The sequence below is a fragment of the Microbispora sitophila genome (assembly GCF_014892245.1).
Lineage (GTDB): Bacteria > Actinomycetota > Actinomycetes > Streptosporangiales > Streptosporangiaceae > Microbispora > Microbispora siamensis.
The window spans coordinates 70409-96575 of record NZ_JADBGC010000019.1 but is presented as its reverse complement, the minus strand read 5'-3'; the positions used below and the strand labels follow the sequence as shown (position 1 = coordinate 96575).

Below are 26167 nucleotides of genomic sequence, written 5' to 3'. Positions count from 1 at the left end.
TCACTCCCGGGGATAGACGAGGGCGGTGGCGCCCTCGATCTCTATGACGTCGACCGTGGCCCCCGGCGGGATCACGAGCGTCTCGTCGTAGGCACGGGCCGACCACTCCTCGCCGCCGATCCGCACCCGGCCGTCCCTGCCGGTGACCTCCTTGGTCACGTACGCGGACTTGCCGACGAGCGCGGACACTCCGAAGCGCTTCGGCGGCGGCTGCTTGATGTGCCGGAGCGCGATCGGGCGCACCCCGGCGAGGCCGGCGGCGGAGGCGATGACGAACACGGCCAACTGGATCGCGGGCGGCAGCCCGACGGCCGCGACGACGGTCGTGAGCAAGGCCGCGACGGACAGCAGCCCCAACGCCGCGGTCAGCGTGAAGATCTCCGCGACACCCAGCACCGCCGCCAGGATGAGCCATACGATCCAGGGGTCCATTGCCGCCTCCATAGCAATGAACGAACACCGCTCGGGTCGGGTTCCTCCTCCTCAAACCTAACCCGTACGGCCGCGGTCTCCCAGTGAGCCCGCGCTCAGGCGGGGTTTCACGCAGGGGACGGGGCGACGCGGAACTCGTTGCCCTCCGGGTCGGCCATCAGGATGTGGTCGTCGAACGCCTCGAGGATCGTGCCGCCGGCGCGCACCAGCCGGGCGGCCTCCGCCCTGATCCGCTCCCACCGGTCGGCGGCTGTGCCGTCTCCCGGCACGCGGACGTCGATGTGGAGGCGGTTTTCCGCCGTCTTCCGCTCGGGGACCCGGAGGATGGAGAGCCGGGGGCCGACCCCCTCGGGGTCGCAGAGGCAGGCCCCGTCGTCCTCGGCGCCGCCGGCCGGCAGGTCGAACCGCGCGAACGACTCCTCACTGGTCGCGTATCGAGCCGCCGGGATCTCGTCCACGTAGCCGAGCGCCGTCTTCCAGAACTCGGCGAGGAGCCGGGCGTTCTCGCAGTAAAGGGTCAGATCGATTGCTACTGCCATGACTCGACGGTAATGCAGGACGCTGACTTGAATGCGGCCACCTCTGTCAAGAGGCGGCGGAAGGGGTCTCGGCGACGGCGTGCCGGAGGGCGCTGCCGGCGAGCCATCGGGGCCAGGAGAGCTGCCAGTAGCCCCAGCCGTTGTTCCACTCCAGCGCACGAGTGGTGCCGGTGACGACGACGGGATCGCCGCGCAGCGCGTGCTCGTAGAACCACCGCGCCCGGTCGGGGCGGACGTTCACGCAGCCGTGGCTGACGTTGGCCCTGCCCTGCGCCCACACGTTGTCCAGCGCGTGGACGTACTCCCCGCTGTTGGAGATCCGTACGGCGTAGTCGATCAGCTTGTCGTAGTAGCCGGGGTCGCCCTTGCGGCGGCCCGGCGAGACCATGCGGACGGGGTTGCCCTTGTCCATCGTCAGGTGGATCCCGCTCGTGGTCGTGTACTCCCTGGTGGTCGCCATGCCGGCGCTGATCGGCATGCGCTGGGCCACCCTGCCGTCCTGCCGCACCACCATCTGGTGGGCACGGGTATCGACCGTGCTGACCATGGCCCGGCCCACGGTGAAGGCCACGCTCCGGTCGGCGGCGCCGTACGTGCCGGGGGCGGCGCGGACGCCGGCGAGATGAGCGGTGAAGCGCACGTCGCCGCCGGCCGGCCACCACTTCCGCGGCCGGTAGACGACCTGGGTGGAGCTCGCCCAGCGCCAGGCGCCCTCGGCCGGGCCCCGGACATCCAGCGCCCGCTCGACCGCCGCGCGGTCCTCGACCGGCCTGGTGAACGTCACGATGATCGGCATGCCGACCCCGACCGTCTCCCCGTCGTAGGGGACGACCGAGGCGACGGCGACCTCACGGTGCGGGGTGAGCGTGCGGAACCGGCCCGCGACCTGGGCGGTGACGCCCTGGGCACCGGTCGCGACGGCGTTGACGACATACTGCGTGCCGGGCCGCAGCGTCCACGACGACCGCCACACGGTGCGGGCCGGGTCGAAGGCGCCGGGCACCGGGTCGCGCCCCGCGAACGCCAGCACGCTGGTCAGTCTGCCGCCCTCCGCCCTGACGACCAGCCCCGCCTCCGGCGCAACGGCCGCCGCGCCGGAGGCCGGGGTGATCGTGATGCGCGGCGCGGGCGGCACGCGTACGGCGCAGCCCGCGACGAGCGCGGGACAGGCCACGAGCAGCACCGCGAGCAGGGCGCGGGCGGCGGGAGGCAGGGTGCGTGGCTTCACGTGCACCCAAGATAGCGAGGGGTGACGACAAGAACACGCTAAGTCGCCGGAAGGATCCTTCCCGAGACCTCGCCGAGGCTGATCCCGTGCGAGGTCCACGCGCTGATCGTGACGATGTCGCCGTCCTCCAGGAAGGTGCGGGTCTCGCCGGGCAGTTTGACCGGGTCTGCGCCGTTCCAGGTCAGCTCGATGAGCGAGCCCGGCTGCCCGATCGACGAGACCGTCCCGCTCGCGAACAGGTCGCCGGTGCGCAGACGGGCGCCGTTCACGGTCATGTGGGCGAGCATCTGGTCGGGCGTCCAGTACATGTCGCGGAACGACGGCGTCGAGACCGTCTCGCCGTTGAGGTCGACGCGTAGCGTGAGGTCGAGCCCCCAGGGCGCCTGCCTGGCGAGGTACGGGAGGGGCTCGGGGTCCTGCGACCGGCCCTCGACCCTGGCCTCCTCCAGGGCGTCGAGCGGCGTGATCCACGCGGACATCGAGGTGGCGAACGACTTGCCCAGGAAAGGACCGAGCGGGACGTACTCCCACGCCTGGATGTCGCGGGCGCTCCAGTCGTTGAGGAGCGCCACCCCGAAGACGTGGTCCTCGAACGCGCCGGCGCGCTCGCCGAGCGGCGTCGGCACCCCGACGACGAAGCCGACCTCCGCCTCGATGTCGAGCTTCTGCGACGGGCCGAACGACGGCCGCTGCCCGCACGGCCGCCTGATCGGGGTCCCCGAGACGACGACGGTGCCCGCCCGCCCGTGGTAGCCGACGGGCAGGTGCCGCCAGTTCTGCTTCAGCGGCTCGTCGTCCGGCCGGAACATCCGCCCGAGGTTCGACGCGTGCTCGAGCGAGGCGTAGAAGTCCACGTAGTCGGCCACCTCGACCGGCAGGTGCAGGGTCACCTCCGTCAGCGGGATCAGGTGGTCGCCCGTGGCCGCCGCCTCGCGTGCCCGCGCCCGCGTCTCCTGCCAGGCCGCACGGCCCAGGGCCAGCAGCGGGTTGAGGCTGGGCGCCGCGTAGACGTCCCTGCCGAGGGCGGCCGCCAGGTCGAGGACCTGGTCCCCGACCCGGACGCCGACCCTGCGGGGCTCGCCGGGCCGGGAGAACACGCCGTACGGCAGGTTGTCGAGCCCGAAGCTCATCTCGCCCACGTCCACGCGTAGCCGGTGTCCTCGCACGCGAGGGCGGCCTGGCCGAGGTCGAGCGGGCGGAAGGTGTCGATCATGACGGCCATCTCGGTCGTCTCGGTGTGCCCCTGACGTACGGCCTCGACGGCGGCCTCCACCGCGCCCGGCTGCGGGCCGTGCGTGAAGCCGGCCGGGTGCAGCGAGATCGAGCCGACGTCGATGCCCGACCCCTTCCTGGCCGTGTAGTCGCCGCCCACGTAGAACATGAACTCGTCGGAGTCCACGTTGTGGTGGTTGTACGGGATCGGCACGGCCTCCGGGTGGAAGTCCAGCGGCCGGGGACAGAACGAGCAGACGACGAAGCCCGGACCCTCGAAGGTCTGGTGGACCGGCGGCGGCGCGTGGGTGCGCTTCACGATCGGCTCGAAGTCCTGGATGTTGAACGCGTACGGGTAGAGGCAGCCGTCCCAGCCCACCACGTCGAAGGGATGGTGGGCGTAGGTCAGCCGGGTCAGCCCGCCCCGCGTCCTGACCAGGACCGGGACCTCCTCCCCGTCCACGAGCAGCGGCTCGGCCGGTGCGCGCAGGTCGCGCTCGCAGTACGGCGCGTGCTCCAGGAACTGGCCGAACTGGGACAGGTAGCGCTTCGGCGGCCTGATGTGCCCGGCCGCCTCGATCACCAGTGCGGTCACCGGGCCCTCGGGCACCCACCGGTGGATCGTCCCGGTGGGGATCACCACGTAGTCGCCCTCGGCCACGTCCAGCGCGCCGTACGCCGACTCGAACCGGGCCCGGCCGCTCGCGATGTAGACGCACTCGTCGCCCATCGAGTCGCGGTACAGCTCGCTGGGCGCCTGCGTCGCGGCGTACGAGATGCGGACGTCGGAGTTGCCGGCCAGCAGCATCCGCCCGGAGACCAGGTCGCCGTCGGGCGTCAGGTCCCGGGTGCGGAAATGGCGCGGGGACAGCGGCAGGTTGGGCGTGAGGCCGGGCGCTCCGGCGTCCACGGCCTCGGCCTTGACGATGGCGGTCGGCGCGTGGCGGTGGTAGAGCAACGAGGAGTCGGAGGAGAAGCCCTCCTCTCCCATGAGCTCCTCCTTGTACAGCCCGCCGTCGGGTGTGCGGAACTGCACGTGGCGCTTGCGCGGCACCTGCCCGACCACGCGGTAGTACGGCATGGCGCCTCCTCTGCTTATCCGTGAAGCTCGTCCGTTAATCGGACGCGAATGTCCTATATATGTACGACGATTCGCCATGCCGCCGGGAATGTCAAGCTGCCGGCCATGAGCGCAGTGGAGATCCATCGATCCGTCTCGACCTGACGGCAGCCGTCGCCCCCGCCCGCGTCCCCGGCGCGTACGGCGCCGGCCGGGCGGATCGCGGAGCGGGAGTGGTGACCGTCAGCGCGGGGGCTCGGACAGGGCGGACGTCAGGCGGCCGGCGGCCTCCAGGACCAGCGGGCCCACCTTGTCCGCGTCGAGGTCGGCGAAGCTGACCACGCCGACGGACGCCTCCAGCCACGGCAGGCCCGGGATCGGCGCGGCGATGCCCTGCGCGCCCTCCTGGAGATGTCCGCAGCTCGTGTGCAGCGGCGGCTCCGTGCGGCCCTCGCGCAGCGCGAGCAGCGCCAGCCCGGCCGCGCCGCGCGTCAGCGGATGGCGCGAGCCCTCCCGGTAGGCGACGTGGAAGTCGGTCCACGAGGGCTCGACCACCGCGACCGCCAGCCCCTCGTCGCCCTCGGCCACGGTGAGGTGCGCGGTCGCCCCCGCCTGCTCCGCGAGCGCGCGCAGCGCCGGGAGCGCCGCCGCCCGCAGCAGGGGATGCACGGCCTGGGCCAGCACGAGCACCCCGAAGCCCAGATGCACGCGGCCCTGCGCGTCCCGCCGGGCGAAGCCCTCGGCCTGCAGCGTCGTCAGGAGCCGGTAGACGATCGGCCGGCTCAGGCCCAGCTCCTGGGCGAGCTCGGTCGGCGTGCGGCCCCGGTTCGCGTCCGCGAGCAGCCGCAACAGCCGTAGGCCCCGTTCGAGCGTCTGCGCCGATTCGGCCGCCATCATGTCTTGATTATCACCGCACCGGTCCAGCGGTAGGCGAAACCCGCATCCGACGTAGCCTACGTCGGACGTAGGTTTCGGTCCGCGATCAAGGAGCGGTGGATGAAGTCGGCGATCGTGGTGGGGGCGGGGATCTGGGGGGCGTCGCTGGCGCTGCGGCTGGCCGACGATGGCTGGCGGGTGACGCTCGTCGAGCAGTACGCACCGGGTCACGTGCGTCAGGCCAGCGCAGGGGAGACCCGCCTGCTGCGCTGCGCGCACGGCTCTGACGATTGGTATCCGCGGCTGGCCTGGCAGGCCCGCGACGCCTGGCGCCGGCTGGAGCGCAGGACCGGCGAGGACCTGTACGTCGAGTCGGGGCTGATGTGGTTCGCCCGCGACCCGGACGGCTGGGAGACGCGCAGCGCCCGGGTGCTCGAGCGGCTGGACATCCCCTGTGAGCTGCTCGATCCGGCCGAGGCGGCGCGGCGGTTCCCCGGCCTGCGGGGCGACGACCTCGCCTTCGTGCTGTGGGAGCCGAACGCCGGGGTGCTGCGGGCCCGGCGGGCGACGCAGGTGACCGCGCGCCTCGCCGGCGCGGCCGGCGTCCGGCAGGTCCGCGCCCGGGCCGTGCCGTACGGGCGAGGGGCCGGGGTCGTGGCGGACGGCGAGGTGCTGACGGCGGACCGCGTGGTGTGGGCGTGCGGCGCGTGGCTGCCGCGACTGTTCCCTCACGAGGCGGGACACGTCCAGGTGACGCGGCAGGACACCTTCCACTTCGGGGTGCCCAGGGACTGGAGCACGCCGCCGCTGCCCGCGTTCTGCGACTACGACCTGTCGGCGTACGGGCACGGCGACCTGGACGGCATGGGGATGAAGATCACCGGCGATGCCGAGGGCGAGCCGTACGACCCGGAGAGCGGCGGCAGGCGGGTGCTGCGGCACACCGAGGAGCAGGCGCGCGCCTATCTGGCCAGGCGGTTCCCGTCACTGGTGGGCGCGCCGGTGGTGTTCAGCCAGGTCTGCCAGTACGCGCTGACCAGGGACGCCGAGTGGATCATCGCCGAGGCCGAGGACGGCGTATGGCTGCTCGGCGGGGAGTCCGGGCACGGCTTCAAGCACGCCCCGGCCCTGGCCGGATACGTGGCGGAGATCCTCGACGGCGAGCGGGAGCCGGAGGCGCGGTTCGGCCTGCACGAGCGGACGGTGGCCCGGGGCCTGCGGACCAGCGGCGGCACCATTCCTTAGGAGGGCAGCTAGCCGGGCGGATCCTGACGGGCCTGGCGGGCGCGCAGGACGATCTCCAGCTCGAACCGGACGTCGGGGTCGGCGAGCGCGTCGCCGTACAACTGCTCGATCTGGCGCAGGCGATAACGCACGGTCTGCGGGTGGACGTGGAGCGCCGCGGCGACCTCGGCGACGCCCCGGCCGTGCCGCAGCCAGGCGAGCAGGGTCTCGGCCAGGCGGTCCTGCTGGCTCTGGCGCAGGTGGGCGAGGGGCGCGAGGCGCACCTCCGCCAGGGCGGCCACCAGGTCCTCGTCCTTGAAGACGACCAGCGTGGCCATGTGGTCGGCGCAGCGCAGCAGTCCCCGCCGGGGCAGGACGCCGCGGGTGCCGAGGTCGAGGGCCTCCCTGGCCCAGCCGAGCGAGTTCGCGGCGGCGGCGAGCGGCACAGCGGGGCCGATCGCGGCCCGCCAGCCGCGCAGGGCGCTCTCCAGCGCCTGCACCCGCCCGGGGCCGCCGGGGTCGGGCACCACGAGACACGGGACGTTGCGGTCGAGCCCGGCCAGCACGTCCGGCGGCAGCACCGGCAGGGGAGAACCGCCGTCGCGTTCCTCCAGGGCCACCCCGGCGACCGTGCGCGGGAGCCGCCAGCCGGCCGCCCTGGCCAGGTCGGCGACGGCCTCCGGCGAGGCCGCGGGCCGGGTGAGCAGCAGGTCGAGCAGCCGCCGGCGGCGGCGCTCCATCTCGCCGGCCGCGTGCGCCCGCGCCTCGGCGAAGCCCTCCGCGGCCGCGGCGGCGAGCTGGTCGAGGTAGACGAAGATGGCCTCGCCCAGGTCGTACAGCGTCCGTGGGTCGAGGCCGAGCTGCTCGGACTGCTCGGTGAGCCGCCGCCACGCCACCCGCGCGCCCAGCCGCATCGCGGTCTGGAAGGGCTCGAGGTCGCGTCCCTCGGCGGCCTCGCCCCTGCCGATCGTCCGGAAGACCTCGGGGTCCCACGGCGCCCGCGGGTTCTCGATGCGTTCCAGGAACCCCCGCAGCGCCTGGTTGACCGACAGCCGAAGGACCTTGATGTAGACCTCGTCCGCCGGGCGGGCGTATTCGGGCACCCGCCGCTGGATCTCCGCGATCATGCGGTCCGCGACGTCGCCCATGCGGGGACGCAGCAGCCTCGCGACGCCCGCAGGCACCGCGCCCCAGAACTCGTCGTCGCCTTTCAGCGCTCGCTCAACGCCCGCTCAGCGCCTGCCCAGTGCCGGCTCGGTGCCCGCTCAGTGCCCGCTCAGCCAGGTGCCGAACTCCTCCAGGTCGATCAGGCCGTCGCGGTCGGCGTCGACCCTGTCGATGGCGCCCTGCGCTCCCTGCAGCGTGAGCGGCCGGCCGAGCACGTCCATCAGGCGGACGAGCTCCTCGGCCGAGATCCGCCCGTCCCCGTCGGTGTCGATAAGTTGAAAAGTCGCCGCATATTCGCTCATGCCGTCCTCCTCCGGGATCGCGATCAGCACCCTAGCTGAAAGCACGGGCTGCACCCAGGGATCGCGGCCAACCCGCGGGCTCCGTTTTTGTCGGTGGCGTGTGCCAGCATGCCTCTCGTGACAGGCAGCCTGGAAGGAAAAGTCGCACTGGTCGCCGGGGCGACTCGGGGCGCGGGACGCGGCATCGCGGTCGAGCTGGGCGCGGCGGGGGCGACGGTCTACGTGACCGGCCGCAGCACCCGCGAGCGCCGCTCGGAGATGAACAGGCCGGAGACGATCGAGGAGACGGCGGAGCTGGTCACGGCCGCCGGCGGGCGAGGGATCGCCGTGCCGGTGGACCACCTCGACCGCGAGCAGGTGCGGGCCCTCGTGGAGCGGATCGACGCCGAGCAGGGCGCGCTCGACGTGCTGGTCAACGACATCTGGGGCGGCGAGCAGCTGTTCAGCTGGAGCGACCGGCTCTGGGAGCACTCGCTCGACGACGGCCTGCGCATCCTGCGGCTGGCGATCGACACGCACATCATCACCAGCCACTACGCGCTGCCGCTGCTGATCCGCAAGCCGGGTGGTCTGGTGGTCGAGGTCACCGACGGCACGGCGGAGTACAACGCCGCCAACTACCGCGTCTCGTTCTTCTACGACCTCGCGAAGACGTCTGTGAACCGCATGGCGTTCGCCCAGGCCAAGGAGCTGGCGCCGCACGGCGCGACCGCGGTGTCGCTCACGCCGGGCTGGCTGCGTTCGGAGCTCATGCTGGAGCACTTCGGCGTGACAGAGGCCAACTGGCGCGACGCGCTGGCCAAAGTGCCGCACTTCGCCATCTCCGAGACCCCGGCCTTCGTCGGACGCGCGGTGGCGGCCCTGGCCGCCGACCCCGAGGTGAGCCGCTGGAACGGGCAGTCGCTGTCCAGCGGTCAACTGGCCCAGGTGTACGGCTTCACCGATCTGGACGGCAGCCGCCCCGACTGCTGGCGATATCTCGTGGAGGTCCAGGACCCCGGCCTCCCCGCCGACGTCACCGGCTACCGATGACAGAGCCGGTCCGGTTCCCGCTTCCGCCCCTGGAGACGCCGGACGGGCCCGCGAGGAGCGGAGCGGGCGGGAGCGAGGAGCGGAGCGGGCGGGAGCGAGGACCGCAGCGAAGGTCCAGACCGGGCCCCGCGGAAATTCCGAGCCTGCGAGGAATTTTCGTGGGTGGAGCGAAGCGGACTTCGCGAGGACCGGAGCTTCCGGTCGGCGCAGTGACGTCCGGAAACCGGTGATGTCCGGAAATCGGGTGTCCGGCGGTGCCTCGGCGAGGCGGCTCGCACCGGTCAACGGGTGCCGAGGGTGGCCGTGATCAGGGTCCAGTCGATGTGGGCCTCGGCCGCGTTGCCGCCCGCCGTGCCCACCACCCAGTGCGTGACCTGCGGCGTCTCCCTGCTGTCCGGCACCACCCAGGTCGCGCCCGTGTCCGCGCCGTCGCGGTGCAGGCGGGCCACCCCCGCGCTGTCCACGGTCACCTTCCAGGTGGCGGGTCTGCCGGCCTCGGGGAGCGTGAGGATCCTCTCCCAGGTGCCGGATCCCTTCGTCATCGTCCACACGCCGCCTCGCTGCACCGTCAGCATGAGCCGGCGGGCGCCGTTGGCGACCTTCGTCCCGAGGCTGACCCCTCGTCCGGTCCGCGGGTCCAGGGCACTGTCGTCGATCACCCGGCCCCGGAACTCCACGGTGAAGTCGCACGCCCTGGTCACGTCGAGGGGCAGCGCGGCCGAGACCACCCCGCTCGTGGCGCTGCGCAGGCGCAGGCCGCCGTCCATGAGAGTCGCTCCCCGGTCGAGTGTCCATCCCGTCCAGGAGCCGCCCGCCACGTGGTCGGTGACCTCGACCAGATCCAGCAGGGCCTCTCCGTCGCCGCCGACCGACACGCCCGGCGGGCCGTCCGCGGCCGGGATGGTCCACCGCGCTCCGGGCGGGCCTGCCGGGGAGACGGCCTGCGCGGTCGCGGTGCCCGCCGCGTCGACGATCATCCGCCACCGGTCACCCACCCCCGGGACGGGCGCCCATCCGTCCGCCGTCAGGGCGTGCGCGCCGTCGGGCCGTACGGCCATCCTGAGGAGGCGCGTGCCCGTGCTCACCTCGATCGTCAGGCCGTCGCCGGAGCTCGGGAAGCGCGTCACCCTGCCGTGGAAGGTCAGGACGAAGCCCTCAGGCGGTCCGTACGGGCGGCTGATCCGCCCGGCGGTCAGGCGTAGAGCGCGGACGTCATCGGGAGAGGAGGCCGCCTGGGCCGGGCCGCCTTCGCCGATGGGTCCGATGACTTCGGCGCCGCCGCTCGTGGTCCATCCGCCCCAGCCGGGAGCGACCCCGGTGAAGACGTCGGCCAGGTCGAGGCGGGCGAGCTTGATCTCGATCTGGTTGTGCTCCCAGACGACGAAGAACCGGCCCGGCTCGTACTCGTCGGCCGAGGCGTAGACGTCCCAGCCGCGGGCCGCGCCCCGCGTGAGTCGCCTGCCGTCGGCGAAGAGCCGCCCCGGGCCCCACGGTGTGCCCGGCCGTCTGACCTTGTAGTAGAGGACCTCGCGATACTGGTCGGGCTTCGCGGACGCCGGGCCGGTGAACGGCCCCGCCAGGGTGTTGTAGACGGTCAGATAGCGATCGAGGGAGTCCTTCGCGAAGAAGGTCTTGACGTAGTAGTTCGGCAGTTCGGGGTCCACGGCGAAGGCGGACCAGGTCAGCCCGCCGTCGGTGCTGGTCGCGGTCGCGGCGTACGCGGCGTGGGTGCGGTAGTGGGCGTCCTTGTCCGCCGCGGTGCCGCCGCGCAGCGTACGCGCGATCATGAGCAGGGTGCGCGGGTCGTCCTGGGCCACGACGACCTGCGGCTCCTCGACGGACAGGCCGGGCGGGTTGTCCGCCAGGGCGCCCGGCGTCCAGGTGACCAGGTCGGCCGAGCGCAGCACGCCCGCCCTGGTGGTGCCGCCCGCCGCCTGCCAGTACGGCACCAGCCAGACGCCCTCGTGCCGGAGAGGTTTGCCGGCCACGACGACCCCTCGGGAGTTGGGCGGCACGGCGACGGAGACGGGGTGATCGGCCCACGTGCGGCCGCCGTCGGTGCTCCTCCTGGCGACCATCGTCACCGGGAAGCCGTCGACGTTCCCCGCGGCGTCGCGGTCGGCCGTGATCGTGATCCGGCCGAGCAGCGCCAGCAGCGCGTCGCCGTCCTTGAGGAACACGACGTAGTGGTAGCGATGGGTGGAGGTGTCCGCCGCGAGCGTGCCGGTGGCCCAGGTGCGGCCGCCGTCCCCGGACCGGGCGTACATGATCGCGCCCTGGTCGGTGGGCGAGGGGTCCACCGGGTCGGCCGCCCCGGCCCGCCAGGCGACCACGAGGCGGCGGGCGTCGAGGGCGGCGACGTCGGGGACCCGGTTGCCCTCGTGGGAGAGTTCGCGCACAGCGCCGGTGCCGCCGTACACGGTGACGGGGTCGCGGACGGCGGCGCCGACCACGTCGATATCCGGCCATGACCGGTCAGAGGGGATCACCCGTACCAGGGAACACGGTCGGCGACCGCGAGACGGCGGCTGTCACGAACAGTTCGAAAGACGTGCATCCGGCCGTAAGCGCGCGTCCCCCGGGCCCGCATAGGGGGGCACCGGGGGACACCGGGGGACGCACGCCTGCCGGGCGGGCCGACCGCGCCGATGAAGGCCCGGCCCGATCGAGGTCAGACGGCCGCGCAGGCGGGCGTGGGGGCGGAATTGGAAGCGTTCCAGGAGGCGATGAAGCCGAACGTGGTGCTCGCGCCGGCGCCGAGGGAGCCGTTCCAGCTCTCGTTCTTCACGGTCACGCCCGCTCCGCTCTGGGTGGCCTTGCCGCCCCACGCCTGAGTCACCTGCTGCCCGTTGGCGAAGGTCCAGGTCACGGTCCAGGCGCTGATGGGAGCGGTGCCCGTGTTCTTGACCGTGACCTCACCCTGGAAGCCGCCGCCCCATTGATTGGTGATCTTGTAGGTCGCGCTGCAGCCCGAGGGCCCGGACGAGGGCGAGGGCGAGGGGGACGGCGACGGCGACGGAGAAGGCGACCGGGTCGGCGAGGGGCTGGGGCTGGGGTTGTGACTCGGGCTGGGGGACGGCTGCCCGCCGCCGAGCAGGGCCGACAGGGCGGGATACCACTTGTCCGCCATCTTCTGGTTGCCGCTGTCGTTGGGGTGCACGCCGTCGTAGGTGTCCGTGCCCGTGCTGAAGCCGGTCCACTGGTCGACGACCACGATCGGGGAGGCCGCCGTGGTCTTCGCTGCGGCCCAGCCCGGGATCGCGTTGTTCAGGGCGACGGTCCGCTGGGCGCACTCGGGGCAGGTGCTCGGGTTCATCGGGATGATCTGGGCGACCAGGATCTTCATGCTCGGGTTGCTGGCCCGCATCTGGTCCACGAGCTTGCCGTAGGCCGCGAGGATCGTGTCGGTGGGCTTGTTGCTCCACACGTCGTTGGTGCCGAAGTGCATCATGACGATGTCGGGACGGGTCGCCGAGAGCCAGCCCGGGAGTTGGTTCTGGTCGGCGACGTTCGTGACGAGGAAGCCGCCGTGGCCCTCGTTGTCACCGTCGTACGGCACCCCGCATCCCTGGGCGGGCAGCGTCCCCACCATGTCGATGTCGGTGAAGCCGCCGTTCTGCAGCTTGTTCCACAACAAGGCCCGCCAGCAGCCGGGCGATCCGGTGATCGAGTCGCCCAGGGGCATGATCCGCACCGCGGCCGCCTCGGCGGGCCGGGCGACGAGCAGCCCGAGCACCACGAGCAGGGCCGCCACCGCCGCACTTCTCTTCGACATCGCGTCTCTCCCTCGTGCTGTCCGGCGCGATGGTAGAGAGCGGCCCGCCGCCCGGCCCAGGGACGAGGCGCGGCAAAAGCCCTGACCAGCCGGTATGTATGTACGTTTCATCCGATGACTCGCCCGGCCGGCGATCGCGTCCCCGGCCGGCCTCAGTGAGCACTCCGGGCGCAGCGCCCCCTCGTTCATCGCCTGCGGCGATGCCGGGTTCCCCCTGGCAGCACGACCGAATATGCTGCACGTCGGTCTACTTTTCGCACGTCACCGAGAGGATTCGGTCCCCATGTACAAGGAGTTCCTCGGCGAGGTCGTGGTGTGGCTGATTCCCATCGTCATCCTCGTGGGCATCGCGCTGCTGGTGACCAGCCACGCCTGACGACACGTCCTGAGGAGGGCCGGGCCGTGAGGCCCGGCCCTTTTGTTTTCGCTCCTCACGGTGCGACAACCCGGCCCGCGGCAGGAACCCAAACGCCACTGACGTCTCAACTGGTGACTAACGACTACAAAAGTATCACTAAGCCGGAATCTTGATCATTTCGACCGGATCATGTGATACTCCGCCCGTGATGTTCGGTGTGATCGCTGGACGAGGCCCAGGCGAGGGGCGTCCGGCCACACGCATACCGCGAGAGGGAGACGGCCGTGACCTCCGAGGCGATCAACATCCATCGGGTCGTGAGGCCACCCGCCCTGCCGTTACGCCGCACCCTTCGTCCTCTGCTGCGCGATCCGGTGAACGCGCTCGGGCGCTTCGCGAGGCAGGCTCACGGTCAGGTCGTCCGATTGGGCCTCGGGCCGTTCCGTCCCTATCTGGTGAGCCACCCGGACCACGTCCAGCACGTCCTGCGCCGTGACTGGGAGAACCATCCGCGCGAGGGCATGTTATGGAAGCCGGTGGAACGGCTGGCCGGCAGAAGCATCATCAGCGACGGCCCGGACTGGGAGTCCGCCCGACGGATCATGCAGCCCCTCTTCACCGCCAGGTACGTCGCGAGCCTGACCCGGGACATGGCCGAGACGATCGACGAGGGCATCACGGCGTGGGAGCCGTACGCGCGGGCGGGGCGGTGGATCGACATCTACGAGGAGATGAGCCGCCTCGTGAGCAAGACCGTGATCCGGGTCCTGTTCGGCAGCAAGATCTCAGTCGCGGACGCCGAACGGCTCGGCCCCGCGTACGGGATCGCCGCGACCTCGTTCGCCTCCCGGCTGCTGCTGCCGTTCGCGCCGGACTGGATCCCGCTGCCAGGAGACCGGGCCTTCATGCGAGCGGTGAAGACGATCGACGAGGTCGTGATGCCGCTGGTCAGGCAGGCGATCAGGGAGCCGGGTGACGGCAACGACATCATCTCGGCGCTCGCTCGCGCCCGCCGCGACGAGGAGGACGCGGCGGCGGAACGGCGGATCAGGGACGATCTCGTCAGCATCTACGGCGCGTCCGTGGAGACGACGGCGGTGGCGCTGACCTGGCTGTGGCCGGTCCTCCACGACCAGCCCGAGGTCGCCGCCCGGCTGTACGAGGAAGTGGAGACCGTGGTCGGACGCGGGCCGGTGGACGCGGAGTGCCTGCCCCGGCTCACGTACATGAAGGCGGTGTTCAACGAACTGCTGCGGCTGTACCCGCCGGGCTGGATCCTGCCCCGGATCGCGGCGAAACCGAGCCGGCTCGGTGATGTGCCGATCGAGGCCGGTTCCACGCTGTTGATCAGCCCTTTCGCCACCCATCGTCTCGAGGAGTTCTGGGACCGTCCCGAGGAGTTCGACCCGGAGCGGTTCGCCGAGGACGGCGGCCAGGAACGCCGGCACCGGTACGCCTACTTCCCGTTCGGCGGGGGCCCGCACGTCTGCATCGGTCAGCACCTCTTCTACGCGGAGGCGCCGCTGATGGTGGCGGGTCTCCTTGCCCGCTTCCGCCCGCAGGTGCGCGCTCCCCGTCCTCTCACGCCGTTCCCGGCCGCGTCGCTGCGCCCAAAGGAGCTCGTCGAGGTGCGCCTGGTCCCCGTCGGCGGGGGCGCCGCGGCATGACCTTGGCACGAAGCCGCGAAGCCGCGCACCTGGCGGCGGCGGCCGCAAGTGGCAGGACCAGCGCCCTCGCGGCGCGCTGCCAGCGAGACCTGCAGGAATGCGCGGGGGCCTTCCCCGAGCTGTTCGCCGCCAATCCGTTCGACGCGACGCTGTTCGGCACGGTGTCCCTCGCCAACGCGTTCGGCTCTCCGTGGGCGACGGCGGAGCAGCTCAGGATCGCCAACCGCACGTCCTTGTGGATCTTCGCGGTCGACTGGCTGATCGACCATGAGGCCACCTCGCAGGAAGAGATCGACGAGATCCTGCGAGGCTGCCTCGCGGTGGCGTACGGCCGGGAGCCCGTCCCACATACGCCGCTCACCCGGTTTCTCGCCGCCATTCGCGACGATCTCGCCGCGTCCCCGCTCTTCCCGAGCCTCCACGCGGCCTGGCGCGCCGAACTCGAACGCATGCTCGGCGCCATGGCGCGCGAGTGGAAGTGGAAGCAGGGCGGCGAGACCGCGCTGCCGACGTTCGAGGAGTATCTCGGCAACGCCGACAACTTCGGCTCGACCCTGGTGAACGTCGGGCACTGGATCCACTCCGGCGATCCGCTCCTCATCCCCCACCTGGACGAACTGCTTCGGGCGAGCGGCATCGTCCAGCGCGTGCTGCGCCTGCTCAACGACCTCGCGACGTATGAACGCGACGTCGGCTGGGGGGATCTGAACGCCCTCATGCTCGGCGTGTCCCGGGACGAGGTGCTCGCGCGCGTCGCGGCCCTCACCGGCGAATGCCGTGCCGTGCTCGGGCCGCTGCGGTCAGTCCGCCCGGACGAGTCGGCCTACCTCGAACGACAGATCGGTTACAGCACGGGCTTCTACGGGCTCGCGGACTACTGGGGCGAACTGTGAGCGACTTTGCCCCGCAGGTGGCCGACGTCAGTCGTGCGGCTCAGGACCTGGTGCTCGGACTGATGTCGATGCCGTGGGGGCAGGTGTCCCCGTCGGTCTACGAGACCGGCCGTCTGGTGACACTGGCTCCCTGGCTCACCGGGCATGGCGAGCGGGTGCGGTGGCTGATCGACACCCAACGGAGCGACGGCGGCTGGGGAGCCCCGGAGGGCTATGGGCTGGTGCCCAACCTCAGCGCGACCGAGGCACTCCTGTCGGTGCTGTGCCGGGGCGACGACACCGGCGTTGGTGTGGAGACGTTGCGGGACGCGGCGGCGCGTGGGCTGCGACTCCTGTCGCGCCGCCTCAGCGGCGCCGCGCTGTCGCTGCCCGACATGCCGGCCATCGAACTGATCGTCCCGTCCCTGGTCATGCTCATCAACGAGCACCTCGCGGAGAACGGGATGAGCGCCCCCCTGGCGCTGCCCGTGGGGATGAGCGTCGCCCCGCTGGAGGCGGTGCGCGCCTGGCTGGCGTCGGAGGCGGAGATCCCGCAGAAACTCCTCCACGCGCTGGAGATCGCCGGCGACGCGGCCAACGGGGCGGCCGTGGTCCGCGTGACCGCGATCGGTACGGTCGGCGCCTCGCCGGCGGCGAGCGCGGCGTGGCTGGGAGACAGGGGGCCGAGCGAGCCCGGGCATCCCGTCCGCTGGCACCTGGAGGCCATCGTGCGCAGGCACGGTGGTCCGGTGCCGGTGGGCCTGCCGATCACCGTGTTCGAACGCGGGTGGGTGCTGAGCTGGCTGGCCCGCGCCAGGATTCCGTTCGAGGTCCCTCCCGAGATGCTGGCGGACCTGAGGGCGTCCATCGGACCCGCGGGCACCCCCGCGGGAGCGGGTCTGCCGCCCGACGCCGACACCACGTCCGTCGCGTTGTACGCGCTGGCCCTGCTCGGCGTGCCGCACAGGCCGGACAGCCTGTGGGCCTTCGAGACGCCGACGCATTTCTGCACCTGGCAGGGAGAGGAGGGCTCCTCCGTCAGCGTGAACGCCCACGTGCTCGACGCCTTCGGCCAGTACGCCGCGGTATGGCCGGCCGAAGCGGCGCGGTATGCCCCCGCGATCGGCAAGCTGACGGGCTGGCTGCTCGAGCGGCAGCGGGAGAACGGAAGCTGGGACGACCGCTGGCATGCCTCGCCGTACTACGCGACCGTGTCCTGCTCCCTCGCGCTGCACGAGTTCGGCGGCCCCGGTGCGGCGCAGGCGGTGCGCGCCGCGATCGAATGGGTGCTGGACACCCAGCGCGATAACGGGTCATGGGGCCGCTGGTCCGGTACGGCGGAGGAGACGGCCTATGCCCTGCAACTCCTGCTGTTCGCGGGGAGTGGGGAGCGCGTTCAGGATGCGGCGGCGCGTGGGTACGCCTACCTGCTGGAGGCCGCCGATGTCGCCGAAGGGCCGCCGCTGTGGCACGACAAGGACCTCTACCGGCCGCAGGCGGTCGTCCGTGCGGCCGTCCTCGCCGCGATTCACCTCGCACAGTCCCGGTCACTTGGTGTGAGGCCCGTCAGTCAAGTATGATCTCCGCACGGGAAATCCGTCGAATTCGGAAAAGTGGACATTTTCGCTGCTATTTTCCCGACTTGAGGGGTTTTCGGGGCCTTTGCTAAGGTGTCCGAGTTATAGCGCGGGTGTGGGGTGAGCAGCGCTTGCGACCCATGACGTCGTGCGAGTGTTAATCGTCGCGAAACCTCGCGTTCGCCGATTTCGCAAGGTGGTCTCATGCGCTTCCGTAATTCCAGAGTGCGGACCAAGGTGACGGCGTTGCTGGTGTCACTTGCCGCGCTGTGGGCCTTCGCCGCCTGGGTGACGCTACGGGAGGGTCTGAACCTCGTCTGGGTCGCGGTCTACGACAAAGGGGTGGCGCAGCCCAGCGAAACGCTCCTGGTGGAGTTGCAGCAGGAGAGGCGGCTCACCGCTGTGGTCCTGGCCCAGCAGTCGTCCGCCGACCGTGCCGCCCTGACCGCCCAGCGGTCGCGCACCGACGCCGCGGCCGCCGATTTCCGCCGCCTGTCCAAAGCCGGCGACGTCCAGTTCGCCGCGGACGACGTGCTCCGGCGGCGCATCGACGAGCTGATCCGTCAGCTGGACGGCCTGCGCAAGAACCGCGGCCTCGTCGACGGCGGGCAGGCGGACCGCGTCAAGGCGTTCGACGGCTACACCACCGTCATCGACTCCGTCTACGACACCTACGACGCCCTGGCCACGCTGGACGACGAGGGCGTCGCCGAGGACACGCGGGCGCTCATCGAGCTGAGCCAGGCGCGGGAACTGCTCTCGCAGGAGGACGCCCTGCTCGCCGGCGCCCTGTCGGGGGGACGGCTGACGGTGCAGGAACGCGCCCGCTTCACCCAGATCGTCGGCGCGCAGCGCTTCCACCACAGCGAGGCCGTGCAGGCGCTGCCCGACGGCGACCGTGCCGCCTTCGACCGCCTGGAGCGAACCCAGGCCTTCACCCGCCTGCGGGCGCTCGAAGAGGCCGTCATGGAGAGCACGCGGCCCGGGGGTCTGCCGCCGATCGGCGCGGACCAGTGGAGAGCCGCGACGGAACCGGCCCTGGCGCAACTGCAGAAGACGATCCTCGACGCCGGTGACCGACTGGTCGAACGGACCACCCCGGTCGCCGTCGCGGTCATCGCGCGCCTCCTGCTGGCCGGTGTGCTCGGCCTGGTGGCGGTCATCGCGTCGATCGTCCTGTCGGTCACCACGGCCCGGGCCCTGGTGCGTCAGCTGGAGAAGCTGCGCGAGGCCGCGCTCGAACTGGCCAACGAGCGGCTGCCCGGCGTGGTCGCCCGCCTCGCCCAGGGCGAGAAGGTCGACGTCAGGGCGGAGGCGCCGCCGCTCGACTTCGGTCCGGACGTCATCGGCCAGGTGGGCGCGGCGTTCAACACCGTGCAGGAGACCGCCATCCGCACCGCCGTCGAGGAGGCCCAGCTCCGGCAGAGCATCCGCGACATCCTGCTCAGCCTCGCCCGGCGTACGCAGTCGCTGGTGCACCGGCAGCTCACACTGCTCGACGTGATGGAGCGGCGCGAGTCGGACCCGGCGGAGCTGAAGGACCTGTTCCGCATCGACCACCTCGCCACCCGCATGCGGCGCAACGCCGAGAACCTCATCGTCTTGTCCGGGGCGTCCCCCGCCCGCGCCTGGCGGCGCTCGGTGCCGATGGTCGACGTCGTGCGCGGCGCGCTGGCCGAGGTCGAGGACTACACCCGCGTCACCGTGATGCCGATGGGGGAGACCGCGCTCATCGGACGCGCGGTGGGCGACGTCATCCACCTGCTCGCCGAGCTGATCGAGAACGCGGTGTCGTTCTCCCCGCCGTACACGATGGTGCAGGTGGGCGGCCAGGTGGTGGCCAGCGGGTACGCGATCGAGGTCGAGGACCGCGGCCTCGGGATGAGCGCCGAGGACCTGGAGGCGACCAACCAGCGGATCGCCGACCCGCCCGAGTTCAACCTGTCGAGCACCGCCCGGCTCGGTCTGTACGTCGTCAGCCGCCTGGCCGAGCGGCACGGGATCAAGGTGTCGCTCAAGGCGTCGCCGTACGGCGGCACCACCGCGGTCGTGCTGCTGCCGCGCGACCTCGTCATCGAGGGCGGGGAGGACCTGCCCGAGGAGGAGACCGGTCCCGGTCTCCCGCAGCGGGAACCCGGCCCCCGGAGGATCGCGCTGGTCGGCGCGCCCGAGGCGGTTCCCGGACCAGTTCAGGAGGTGGTTCCCGTGCCGAGGGCTCCCGAGTCGCCCAGGCCCGTGCAGAGCGCCCCACTCTCCGGCGTCGCCGATCCGGACGGGCCCGCGCCCTCGGCCGGGTTCACCCCGTCAGGACTGCCCTTCCGGGTGCCGCAGGCCAACCTCGCCCCCGCACTCGCCGAGGAGCCGAGGAACGCGGGCGTCGCGGAGGAGGAAGAGGACCGCTCGCCGGAGGACATCCGCAAGATCATGGGCTCGTTCCAGTCGGGGACGAGGCGCGGCAGATCCGAGGCCGCGAAGATGCTGGGTGAAGAGGAGGACAACCTGTGACGCAGAAGACCGGGGCCTCCGCGGACCTCGCGTGGCTGCTCGACGACCTCGTCGCGCGGGTCCGCGAGGTCGAGCACGGCATCGTGCTGTCCACCGACGGCCTGCTGCTGGCGGGATCGCAGGGACTTCACGTGGAGGACGCCGAGCACCTGTCCGCCGTCGCCTCCGGCCTGCAGAGCCTGGCGCGCGGCGTCGGCGAGCGCTTCCAGGGCGGGTCCGTACGGCAGACCATCGTGGAGATGAAGTCGGCCTACCTGCTCGTGACCGTGGCGGGCCAGGGCGCCTGCCTGGCCGTGCTCTGCACGGGAGACGCCGACGTCGGCCTGGTGGCGTACGAGATGGCCATGCTCGTCGTGCGCGTCGGGCAGTACCTCACCTCGCCCGCCCGGACCACGATCGACCGGGCCGCGCTGGACCGGGCCGCCGGGAGCGAGGTCCGCCGGTGAACGCGGAGTGGGGCCCCGACGAGGAGCGCTTACTCGACGCGCCCACCATCCGGCCGTACGTGATCGCACGCGGCCGTACCGAGGCGCAGGACCGCTTCGACCTCATCTCGCTCGCGGTGACGATCCGGCCCACCACGGGAGCCGAGATCGGGCTGGACCCCGAGCACCAGGCGATCGTGCGGCTGTGCCGCAGGCCGCTGTCGGTCGCGGAGATCGCGGCCCATCTGGACCTGCCGGCCGGGATCGTCCGGGTCCTCCTCGGCGACTTGTTCGACCGGGGTTTCGTGGCCGTGCAGCAGCCCCAACCGGAGATGGACGTGCTCGACGAGCGGATGTACAAGGCGGTGCTCGATGGCCTTCGGGCGCTCTGATTCCGCGAAGACCCCGCCGAAGATGCCCACGGCGATCAAGTTGCTGATCGCCGGAGGCTTCGGGGTGGGCAAGACCACGATGGTCGGGGCGGTGTCGGAGATCCGGCCGCTGCGCACGGAGGAGACGCTGACCGACCGCAGCGTCGGCGTGGACGACCTGTCCGGGGTCGAGGCGAAGGCGACCACCACGGTCGCCATGGACTTCGGCCGGATCAGCATCGGGCAGGACTTCGTCCTCTATCTCTTCGGCACCCCCGGCCAGGAGCGGTTCTGGTTCGTCTGGGACGAACTCGCCCGGGGGGCGCTCGGCGCGGTCGTGCTGGCCGACACCCGCAGGCTCGCCGACTGCTTCCCCTCCGTCGACTACTTCGAGCGGCGCGGCACGCCCTTCGTCGTCGCGGTCAACTGCTTCGAGGGCGCCCCGGTCTTCGACGTGGACGAGGTCAAGCTCGCGCTCAACCTCAGCCAGGACGTGCCGATCATGCTGTGCGACGCGCGCAAGCGGGAATCGGGCAAGGAAGTCCTGATCGAGCTCGTCAAGCACGCGTACGGCAAGCGCCCGACCGCCGCCACCCGCTGACGCTTTCGCCGGCTCCTCACCCGGTCTAGTGTCCGGGTTTCTTCGCGTGCGCGGCTTTTCTTCTGTTGCGTACGATTTACGTTTCGCGGTGGGGCGGTGTTTCCGTACCCTCGGTTCGCGCGCGGCCCGTGCCCGGTTCGGGTTTCGGCTACCCCGTAATGCCGCCTGATTGCTACCGATTCATCCCTTTTGGACGTCGTGGGTCGGCCGTACGTTCCTTCGCCGTCGACCATGCGTAACAGGTGCACAACAGCCGTTGATATGAACCTAACCCCCCTGTAACCTCGGCCCCATCGCAGAAACTATCGGGCGAGTGCCGAAAGTTTCGGTCGGAATCCAGAAGGGAAACCACCGTGAAGTTGAGTCGGCGAGGTGCGGCGCTCATGGCGGCGTCGGCACTGGTCCTCGGGGGATGTGGTAGTACCGGGAGCGACGCCGGCGAGAGCAAGAGCTCAGCCGGCGGCAAGGTGACCGTCGAGTTCTGGAACATCTGGACCACCGAACCCCTGAAGAGCTACGGCGCTCAGGCGATCAAGGATTTCCAGGCCGCGCACCCGAATATCACCATTAAGAGCGTTCCCTACGAGAACGAGGCGTTCAAGGCGAAGCTGACGACGCTCACCCAGTCCGGCAAGGCGCCGGACATCTTCCAGACCTGGGGCGGGGGCGTGCTGCAGCAGCAGGTCGACGCGGGCCTGGTCAAGGACCTCACCTCCGACGCCGGCTCCTGGATCGGCACCTTCACGGACGCCGCGCTGTCGGCCTACCAGGTCGACGGCAAGACGTACGCGATCCCGGAAGACATCGGCATGGTGGGCTTCTGGTACAACAAGGCGCTGTTCAAGAAGGCCGGGATCGCCGAGCCCCCGGGGACCTGGTCGCAGCTCATCGACGACGTCAAGAAGCTGAAGGCCGCCGGAGTCACCCCGATCGCGCTCGCCGGCAAGGACAAGTGGCCCGGCCACTACTACTGGGCCTACCTCGCCATGCGGATCGGCGGCCTCGACGCACTCAAGCAGGCCGGTGAGAGCAAGGACTTCACGGGTCCGGCCTTCGTGCAGGCGGGGGAGAAGCTCAAGGAGCTGGCCGATCTCCAGCCGTTCCAGAAGGGCTACCTCGGCGCGACGTACGGCGACCCGGGCGGCCAGGCCGCGACGATGGGCGACGGCAAGGCCGCCATGGAGCTGATGGGCCAGTGGGCGCCCGCGGTCCAGAAGGACGCGGGCAAGGGCCTCGGCGACGACCTCGGGTTCTTCCCCTTCCCGGCGGTGGACGGCGGCAAGGGCGCGGTCACCGACGCCTTCGGCGGCGGCGGCGGCTTCGCGATCGGGGCCGACGCCCCGGCGGAGGCGATCGAGTTCCTGAAGTTCCTCACCGACAGCACCGAGCACCGCAAGGCCGTCGGGACCGGCGGCGTGCTCCCGGTGCTGAAGGGCGAGGAGGACGCGGTCAAGGACCCGAACCTGAGCGTGGTCGCAAAGAACCTCGCCGGGGCCACCGGGTTCCAGCTCTACCTCGACCAGGCGTTCCCGCCGGCCGTCGGCCAGGAGGTCAACGACTCCGTGGCCCAGCTGATCGGTGGAACCAAGACGCCCGAGCAGGTGGCGCAGGCCATCACGGAAACCGCGAAGTCGGAGTAACTGTCGCGTGAAGACGACGAGACCCCGGAGCCGCAGGCTCCGGGGGTTCACCACGATCCTTCTGTTCCTGCTGCCCGCGCTCGTGCTCTTCCTGGCGCTCGTCGTGGCGCCGATCCTGCTCGCCTTCTACGCGAGCGTGTTCAAGTGGAACGGCATGCGCGGGCTGCCGACGAACTTCATCGGCATGGCGAACTTCACCCGGGTACTGGCCGACGAGGTCTTCCTGGGCGACCTGTGGCGCGGGCTGCTGCTGATCATCTTGTCGGTGGCGATCCAGCTTCCCCTCTCGCTGGGCATCGCCATGCTGCTCAACCAGAAGATCCGCGGCCGGGCGTTCTTCCGCCTGCTGTTCTTCGCCCCGTACGTGCTGTCCGAGGCGATCACCGCGGTCCTGTTCATGATGATCCTGTCGCCCACGGACGGCCTGGCCAACTACATCCTCGGCTGGTTCGGGATCGACCCCCTCGACTGGTTCGCCGACCCGTCGACGGTCATGATGTCGGTGTTCATCGTCATGACCTGGAAGTACTTCGGCTTCCACATGATCTTGTACATCGCCGGGCGTCAGGGCATCCCGAAGGAGCTCACCGAGGCCGCCCAGATCGACGGCGCGACGGGGTGGAAGGTCTTCCGCTACGTCACGCTGCCGCTGCTCGGGCCCACGATCCGCATCAGCGTGTTCCTGTCGGTCATCGGTGCGATCCAGCTGTTCGACCTGGTCTGGATCATCACCGGCGGAGGCCCCTCGCACTCCTCCGAGACCATGGCCGTCACGATGTTCCAGTTCGGCTTCAAACGCTTCCAGGTCGGCTACGCGAGTGCGATCAGCGTCGTGATGTTCTTCATCAGCCTCGTGTTCGCGCTCTTCTACCAGCGATACGTCATGCGCCGCGACCTCGAAGGAGCCTCCACCGTGCTGCGAGACCAGCGATGAGCGCCAACCGTCACAAGCGGTCCCCGACGTCGGGCGGTCCGCTGCGCAGCATCTCCCTGCACACGATCGTCGTGATCACGGCGTTGTTCGTCGGCGTCCCGCTGCTGTACGCCGTGATCGGCGGGTTCAAGACCACCCGGCAGCTCTCGAGCAACCCGGTCGGCCTGCCCAGCCCCTGGGTGCCGGAGAACTACACGAGCATCCTCGCCTCGGCGTCGTTCTGGCGCATGCTCTGGAACAGCACCTATATCGCGGTGCTGACGACGCTCGTGGTCGTCGCGGTGTCCGCGCTGGCGGCCTTCGTGTTCGCTCGCTTCGCCTTCCGGGGGCGCGAGGCGCTGTTCACGATGTTCGCCGCCGGGCTCATGTTCCCGTTCGCGGTGGCGATCCTGCCGCTGTTCGTGCTGCTGCGGATGTTCGGGCTGCTCGACAACCCGCTCGGCGTGATCCTCCCGCAGGCGGCCTTCGGCATGCCGATGACGATCATCATCCTGCGCGGCTTCTTCCGGGCCATCCCGGGAGAGATCGAGGAGGCGGCGATCCTCGACGGGTGCTCCCCGTTCGGCTTCTTCTGGCGGATCCTGCTGCCGATGGCCCGGCCCGCGATCGCCACGGTCTCCGTGCTGGCGGTCGTGAACAGCTGGAACCAGTTCATGCTGCCGCTCGTGGTGTTCAGCGACGACAGCCTCTTCACCATCCCGCTGGGCGTCCAGCAGTTCCAGGGGCAGTACTCGACGGACATCGCACGGGTCATGGCCTACATCGTGGTCGCGATGCTGCCCGCCCTCGGCTTCTACGCCGTGGCCGAGCGCCAGCTCGTCAGCGGCCTGACCGCGGGGGCCGTCAAGGGCTGACCCGCGTGTACAGCCGTACGGCGTAGCCGAGCACGCGGACGGTCCGCTCCCGGCGGTAGCTCTCGCGCAGCAGCAGCCGCTTGGCCGAGTCGCGCGAGGACGAGAGGTCGGCGGGCGCGGGATGGGGACGGCTCACCACCCATACCCGCGGCGCCGCGCCCAGCGATACGGCGATCTCGCCCGCGGGCAGCTCACGCCCGGCGAGCGTGCCCGACGCCGCGCCGCCGGCCCGCAGCGCCGCGTCGCGGACGCCCCGGAACGAGGCGGGGTAGGCCTCGGCGACCAGGCGGCGGATCGAGGGCAGGAACAGCACGGCGTCTCCGGGCCGCCGTTGCGACCCGATGATCCGCGCCACGGCGGCCGGGTCGTCCGGGCGGCTGTCGATCCGCCGGACGGCGGCCTGGGCCGGCAGGGACGCCCCCAGCAGCAGAGCGGGCAGCGCCAGCGCGGCCGCCGCCCGCACCCACCCCGGTGCCGCCTGCGGCAGGAGTCGTACGGCCCGGGCGAGCCCCGCGCCCAGCACCATCGCGAGTCCCGCCATCGAGAACAGGACATAGCGGTCCTGGTAGAGCGGGTGGATCTGCGACACGGCGAGCAGCAGGGCGGGTGGCAGGAGCGCCAGCGGCACGGCGAACGCGGCGATCCCGGGCAGCCGGCCGGGACCGCCGGGTGTTCGTCCGACGGTTCCCGCCAGGTCTCCCACACGGTTCGTCGTCAGCCCGAGCACGACGAGCACGACGGTCGCCGCGAGGAGCGCGCCGGTCCCGGCGAACCGCGTCACCAGGGCCTTCACCTCCGGCAGGCCGGGCCGCTCCAGCCACGCCACCTGGCCGCGCTGGCCGAACGCCGTCCACACCACCGGCAGGACGGCAAGCAGGGCGGCCGCGGCGGCGCAGGCCCAGCGCGGCGCCACGCCCTTGCCCCCACCTCGCGCGGCGGCGACGAGCACGGTGACGGCATGCGCCGCCAGGGCCAGGACGGCGAACAGGTTGAGCAGGCACGCGACCGCGACCGTCACGCCGTACCGCACCCAGGTGTTCCGCGACGGGTCGTGCAGCGCTGTGGAGAGCAGGCGCGTCGCCTCCACCACGGCCGCCGCGACCAGCGCGTACGGCCTGCCCTCCTGGGCGTGGAAGACGACGACCGGGGCGGCGGCGTAGGCGAGGCCCGCGTACAGCCCGGCCGGCGCCGAGACCAGTCGCCGCCCGACGGCCGCGACACCGGCCGCCGCGGCAGCCGTGGCGAGGACGGACGGAATCCGGATGACCACCTCCGCGGGGACGGCGTCCCCCATGAGCCGGATCAACGGGTGAAGCAAGAGGTAGTAGCAGCCGTGGACGGCGTCGACGTTCCCCAGCGTGCGCCACAGGTCCGGCAGCGCCCGCCCCGCCACGGCGTACGTCGTGGCCTCGTCCTGCCACATCGAGCCCCGCCGGACGCCCCACAGACCGCCCAGCAGCGCGGCCAGGGCCGGGACGATCAGCACGGCCCGGTCGCCGATTCTCACGTGTCCTCC

The 26167-nt window shown here is 71.4% G+C and carries 23 protein-coding genes; 12 read left to right on the top strand and 11 right to left on the bottom strand.

Features of this window, described 5'->3' with window-relative positions:
- The 6 genes from IL992_RS30960 to IL992_RS30935 form a co-directional block, all read right to left on the bottom strand.
- Window positions 1-432 (bottom strand): NfeD family protein, encoded by a 432-nt coding sequence (locus IL992_RS30960; protein ID WP_193206884.1) that lies wholly within the window; start codon window positions 430-432, stop codon window positions 1-3.
- A 107-nt stretch (window positions 433-539) separates the two neighbouring features.
- Window positions 540-971 carry a VOC family protein gene (locus IL992_RS30955; protein ID WP_193206883.1) on the bottom strand — a complete coding sequence of 144 codons (432 nt, stop codon included), beginning with the start codon at window positions 969-971 and terminating at the stop codon, window positions 540-542.
- Window positions 972-1017: 46 nt separating this feature from the next.
- A complete protein-coding gene (locus IL992_RS30950) occupies window positions 1018-2199 on the bottom strand; it encodes a L,D-transpeptidase (protein ID WP_319018944.1) in 1182 nt (393 codons plus the stop codon).
- Between the two features lie 38 nt (window positions 2200-2237).
- Complete coding sequence (fahA, locus tag IL992_RS30945; protein ID WP_193206967.1) at window positions 2238-3329, bottom strand: fumarylacetoacetase; 1092 nt, start codon at window positions 3327-3329, stop codon at window positions 2238-2240.
- Window positions 3326-4492: a homogentisate 1,2-dioxygenase gene (locus tag IL992_RS30940; protein ID WP_193206882.1), complete on the bottom strand. Its 1167-nt coding sequence runs from the start codon at window positions 4490-4492 to the stop codon at window positions 3326-3328. Before IL992_RS30940 ends, fahA begins: the two co-directional genes overlap by 4 nt.
- 222 nt (window positions 4493-4714) lie before the next feature.
- Window positions 4715-5368: a helix-turn-helix domain-containing protein gene (locus tag IL992_RS30935; RefSeq protein ID WP_226874084.1), complete on the bottom strand. Its 654-nt coding sequence runs from the start codon at window positions 5366-5368 to the stop codon at window positions 4715-4717.
- A gap of 99 nt (window positions 5369-5467) precedes the next feature.
- Here IL992_RS30935 and IL992_RS30930 point away from each other — a divergent pair, with 99 nt between their 5' ends.
- A complete protein-coding gene (locus IL992_RS30930) occupies window positions 5468-6592 on the top strand; it encodes an NAD(P)/FAD-dependent oxidoreductase (protein ID WP_193206881.1) in 1125 nt (374 codons plus the stop codon).
- An 8-nt stretch (window positions 6593-6600) separates the two neighbouring features.
- Here the strand turns inward: IL992_RS30930 and IL992_RS30925 are convergent, their stop codons facing one another.
- Together IL992_RS30925 and IL992_RS30920 are read right to left on the bottom strand one after the other, a co-directional pair.
- Window positions 6601-7719, bottom strand: coding sequence for a PucR family transcriptional regulator (locus tag IL992_RS30925; RefSeq protein WP_226874083.1), 1119 nt, complete (start codon window positions 7717-7719; stop codon window positions 6601-6603).
- A 117-nt stretch (window positions 7720-7836) separates the two neighbouring features.
- Window positions 7837-8040, bottom strand: coding sequence for an EF-hand domain-containing protein (locus tag IL992_RS30920; RefSeq protein WP_193206880.1), 204 nt, complete (start codon window positions 8038-8040; stop codon window positions 7837-7839).
- A gap of 117 nt (window positions 8041-8157) precedes the next feature.
- On the opposite strand from IL992_RS30920, the gene IL992_RS30915 reads away from it, so the two are divergent.
- Window positions 8158-9072, top strand: coding sequence for an SDR family oxidoreductase (locus IL992_RS30915; RefSeq protein ID WP_193206879.1), 915 nt, complete (start codon window positions 8158-8160; stop codon window positions 9070-9072).
- 281 nt (window positions 9073-9353) lie between these two features.
- Here IL992_RS30915 and IL992_RS30910 read toward each other — a convergent pair whose 3' ends face one another.
- Window positions 9354-11561 (bottom strand): sialidase family protein, encoded by a 2208-nt coding sequence (locus IL992_RS30910; RefSeq protein ID WP_193206878.1) that lies wholly within the window; start codon window positions 11559-11561, stop codon window positions 9354-9356.
- Window positions 11562-11743: 182 nt separating this feature from the next.
- Entirely contained in the window at window positions 11744-12847 is a 1104-nt protein-coding gene (locus IL992_RS30905; RefSeq protein ID WP_193206877.1) for a cellulose binding domain-containing protein, read from the bottom strand.
- A gap of 642 nt (window positions 12848-13489) precedes the next feature.
- Between IL992_RS30905 and IL992_RS30900 the strand changes: the two genes are divergently transcribed.
- The 10 genes from IL992_RS30900 to IL992_RS30855 all read left to right on the top strand — a co-directional run bounded on the left by IL992_RS30900 (window position 13490) and on the right by IL992_RS30855 (window position 24651).
- Window positions 13490-14872: a cytochrome P450 gene (locus IL992_RS30900; protein WP_193206876.1), complete on the top strand. Its 1383-nt coding sequence runs from the start codon at window positions 13490-13492 to the stop codon at window positions 14870-14872.
- On the top strand, window positions 14869-15765 hold the full coding sequence (locus IL992_RS30895) for a terpene synthase family protein (protein ID WP_193206875.1): 897 nt from the start codon (window positions 14869-14871) through the stop codon (window positions 15763-15765). The genes IL992_RS30900 and IL992_RS30895 overlap by 4 nt, the downstream gene beginning before the upstream one ends.
- A complete protein-coding gene (locus IL992_RS30890) occupies window positions 15762-17324 on the top strand; it encodes a prenyltransferase/squalene oxidase repeat-containing protein (RefSeq protein WP_193206975.1) in 1563 nt (520 codons plus the stop codon). Before IL992_RS30895 ends, IL992_RS30890 begins: the two co-directional genes overlap by 4 nt.
- A 201-nt stretch (window positions 17325-17525) precedes the next feature.
- Entirely contained in the window at window positions 17526-19826 is a 2301-nt protein-coding gene (locus IL992_RS30885; protein WP_193206874.1) for a sensor histidine kinase, read from the top strand.
- Window positions 19823-20272: a roadblock/LC7 domain-containing protein gene (locus IL992_RS30880; protein WP_193206873.1), complete on the top strand. Its 450-nt coding sequence runs from the start codon at window positions 19823-19825 to the stop codon at window positions 20270-20272. Before IL992_RS30885 ends, IL992_RS30880 begins: the two co-directional genes overlap by 4 nt.
- On the top strand, window positions 20269-20643 hold the full coding sequence (locus tag IL992_RS30875) for a DUF742 domain-containing protein (RefSeq protein ID WP_139578825.1): 375 nt from the start codon (window positions 20269-20271) through the stop codon (window positions 20641-20643). Before IL992_RS30880 ends, IL992_RS30875 begins: the two co-directional genes overlap by 4 nt.
- Window positions 20624-21223, top strand: a complete 600-nt coding sequence (locus IL992_RS30870) for a GTP-binding protein (RefSeq protein ID WP_193206872.1) — start codon at window positions 20624-20626, stop codon at window positions 21221-21223. Before IL992_RS30875 ends, IL992_RS30870 begins: the two co-directional genes overlap by 20 nt.
- Window positions 21224-21606: 383 nt before the next feature.
- The gene (locus tag IL992_RS30865; RefSeq protein ID WP_193206871.1) at window positions 21607-22863 is read left to right on the top strand and encodes an extracellular solute-binding protein; all 1257 of its coding nucleotides are present in this window, start codon (window positions 21607-21609) and stop codon (window positions 22861-22863) included.
- A 7-nt stretch (window positions 22864-22870) separates the two neighbouring features.
- Entirely contained in the window at window positions 22871-23797 is a 927-nt protein-coding gene (locus tag IL992_RS30860; RefSeq protein WP_079319502.1) for a carbohydrate ABC transporter permease, read from the top strand.
- Window positions 23794-24651, top strand: coding sequence for a carbohydrate ABC transporter permease (locus IL992_RS30855; RefSeq protein ID WP_193206870.1), 858 nt, complete (start codon window positions 23794-23796; stop codon window positions 24649-24651). The genes IL992_RS30860 and IL992_RS30855 overlap by 4 nt, the downstream gene beginning before the upstream one ends.
- Here the strand turns inward: IL992_RS30855 and IL992_RS30850 are convergent.
- A complete protein-coding gene (locus IL992_RS30850) occupies window positions 24641-26158 on the bottom strand; it encodes a glycosyltransferase family 39 protein (protein WP_193206869.1) in 1518 nt (505 codons plus the stop codon). The genes IL992_RS30855 and IL992_RS30850 overlap by 11 nt on opposite strands.
- Window positions 26159-26167: the final 9 nt, after the last annotated feature.

Coding starts and splice junctions, on each gene's coding strand:
- IL992_RS30870 (WP_193206872.1), top strand. CDS start 20,624: ATGGCCTTCGGGCGCTCTGATTCCGCGAAGACCCCGCCGAAGATGCCC.
- IL992_RS30895 (WP_193206875.1), top strand. CDS start 14,869: ATGACCTTGGCACGAAGCCGCGAAGCCGCGCACCTGGCGGCGGCGGCC.
- IL992_RS30935 (WP_226874084.1), bottom strand. CDS start 5,368: ATGATGGCGGCCGAATCGGCGCAGACGCTCGAACGGGGCCTACGGCTG.
- IL992_RS30885 (WP_193206874.1), top strand. CDS start 17,526: ATGCGCTTCCGTAATTCCAGAGTGCGGACCAAGGTGACGGCGTTGCTG.
- IL992_RS30855 (WP_193206870.1), top strand. CDS start 23,794: ATGAGCGCCAACCGTCACAAGCGGTCCCCGACGTCGGGCGGTCCGCTG.
- fahA (WP_193206967.1), bottom strand. CDS start 3,329: ATGAGCTTCGGGCTCGACAACCTGCCGTACGGCGTGTTCTCCCGGCCC.
- IL992_RS30955 (WP_193206883.1), bottom strand. CDS start 971: ATGGCAGTAGCAATCGATCTGACCCTTTACTGCGAGAACGCCCGGCTC.
- IL992_RS30925 (WP_226874083.1), bottom strand. CDS start 7,719: ATGGGCGACGTCGCGGACCGCATGATCGCGGAGATCCAGCGGCGGGTG.
- IL992_RS30865 (WP_193206871.1), top strand. CDS start 21,607: ATGGCGGCGTCGGCACTGGTCCTCGGGGGATGTGGTAGTACCGGGAGC.
- IL992_RS30930 (WP_193206881.1), top strand. CDS start 5,468: ATGAAGTCGGCGATCGTGGTGGGGGCGGGGATCTGGGGGGCGTCGCTG.
- IL992_RS30940 (WP_193206882.1), bottom strand. CDS start 4,492: ATGCCGTACTACCGCGTGGTCGGGCAGGTGCCGCGCAAGCGCCACGTG.
- IL992_RS30905 (WP_193206877.1), bottom strand. CDS start 12,847: ATGTCGAAGAGAAGTGCGGCGGTGGCGGCCCTGCTCGTGGTGCTCGGG.
- IL992_RS30920 (WP_193206880.1), bottom strand. CDS start 8,040: ATGAGCGAATATGCGGCGACTTTTCAACTTATCGACACCGACGGGGAC.
- IL992_RS30960 (WP_193206884.1), bottom strand. CDS start 432: ATGGACCCCTGGATCGTATGGCTCATCCTGGCGGCGGTGCTGGGTGTC.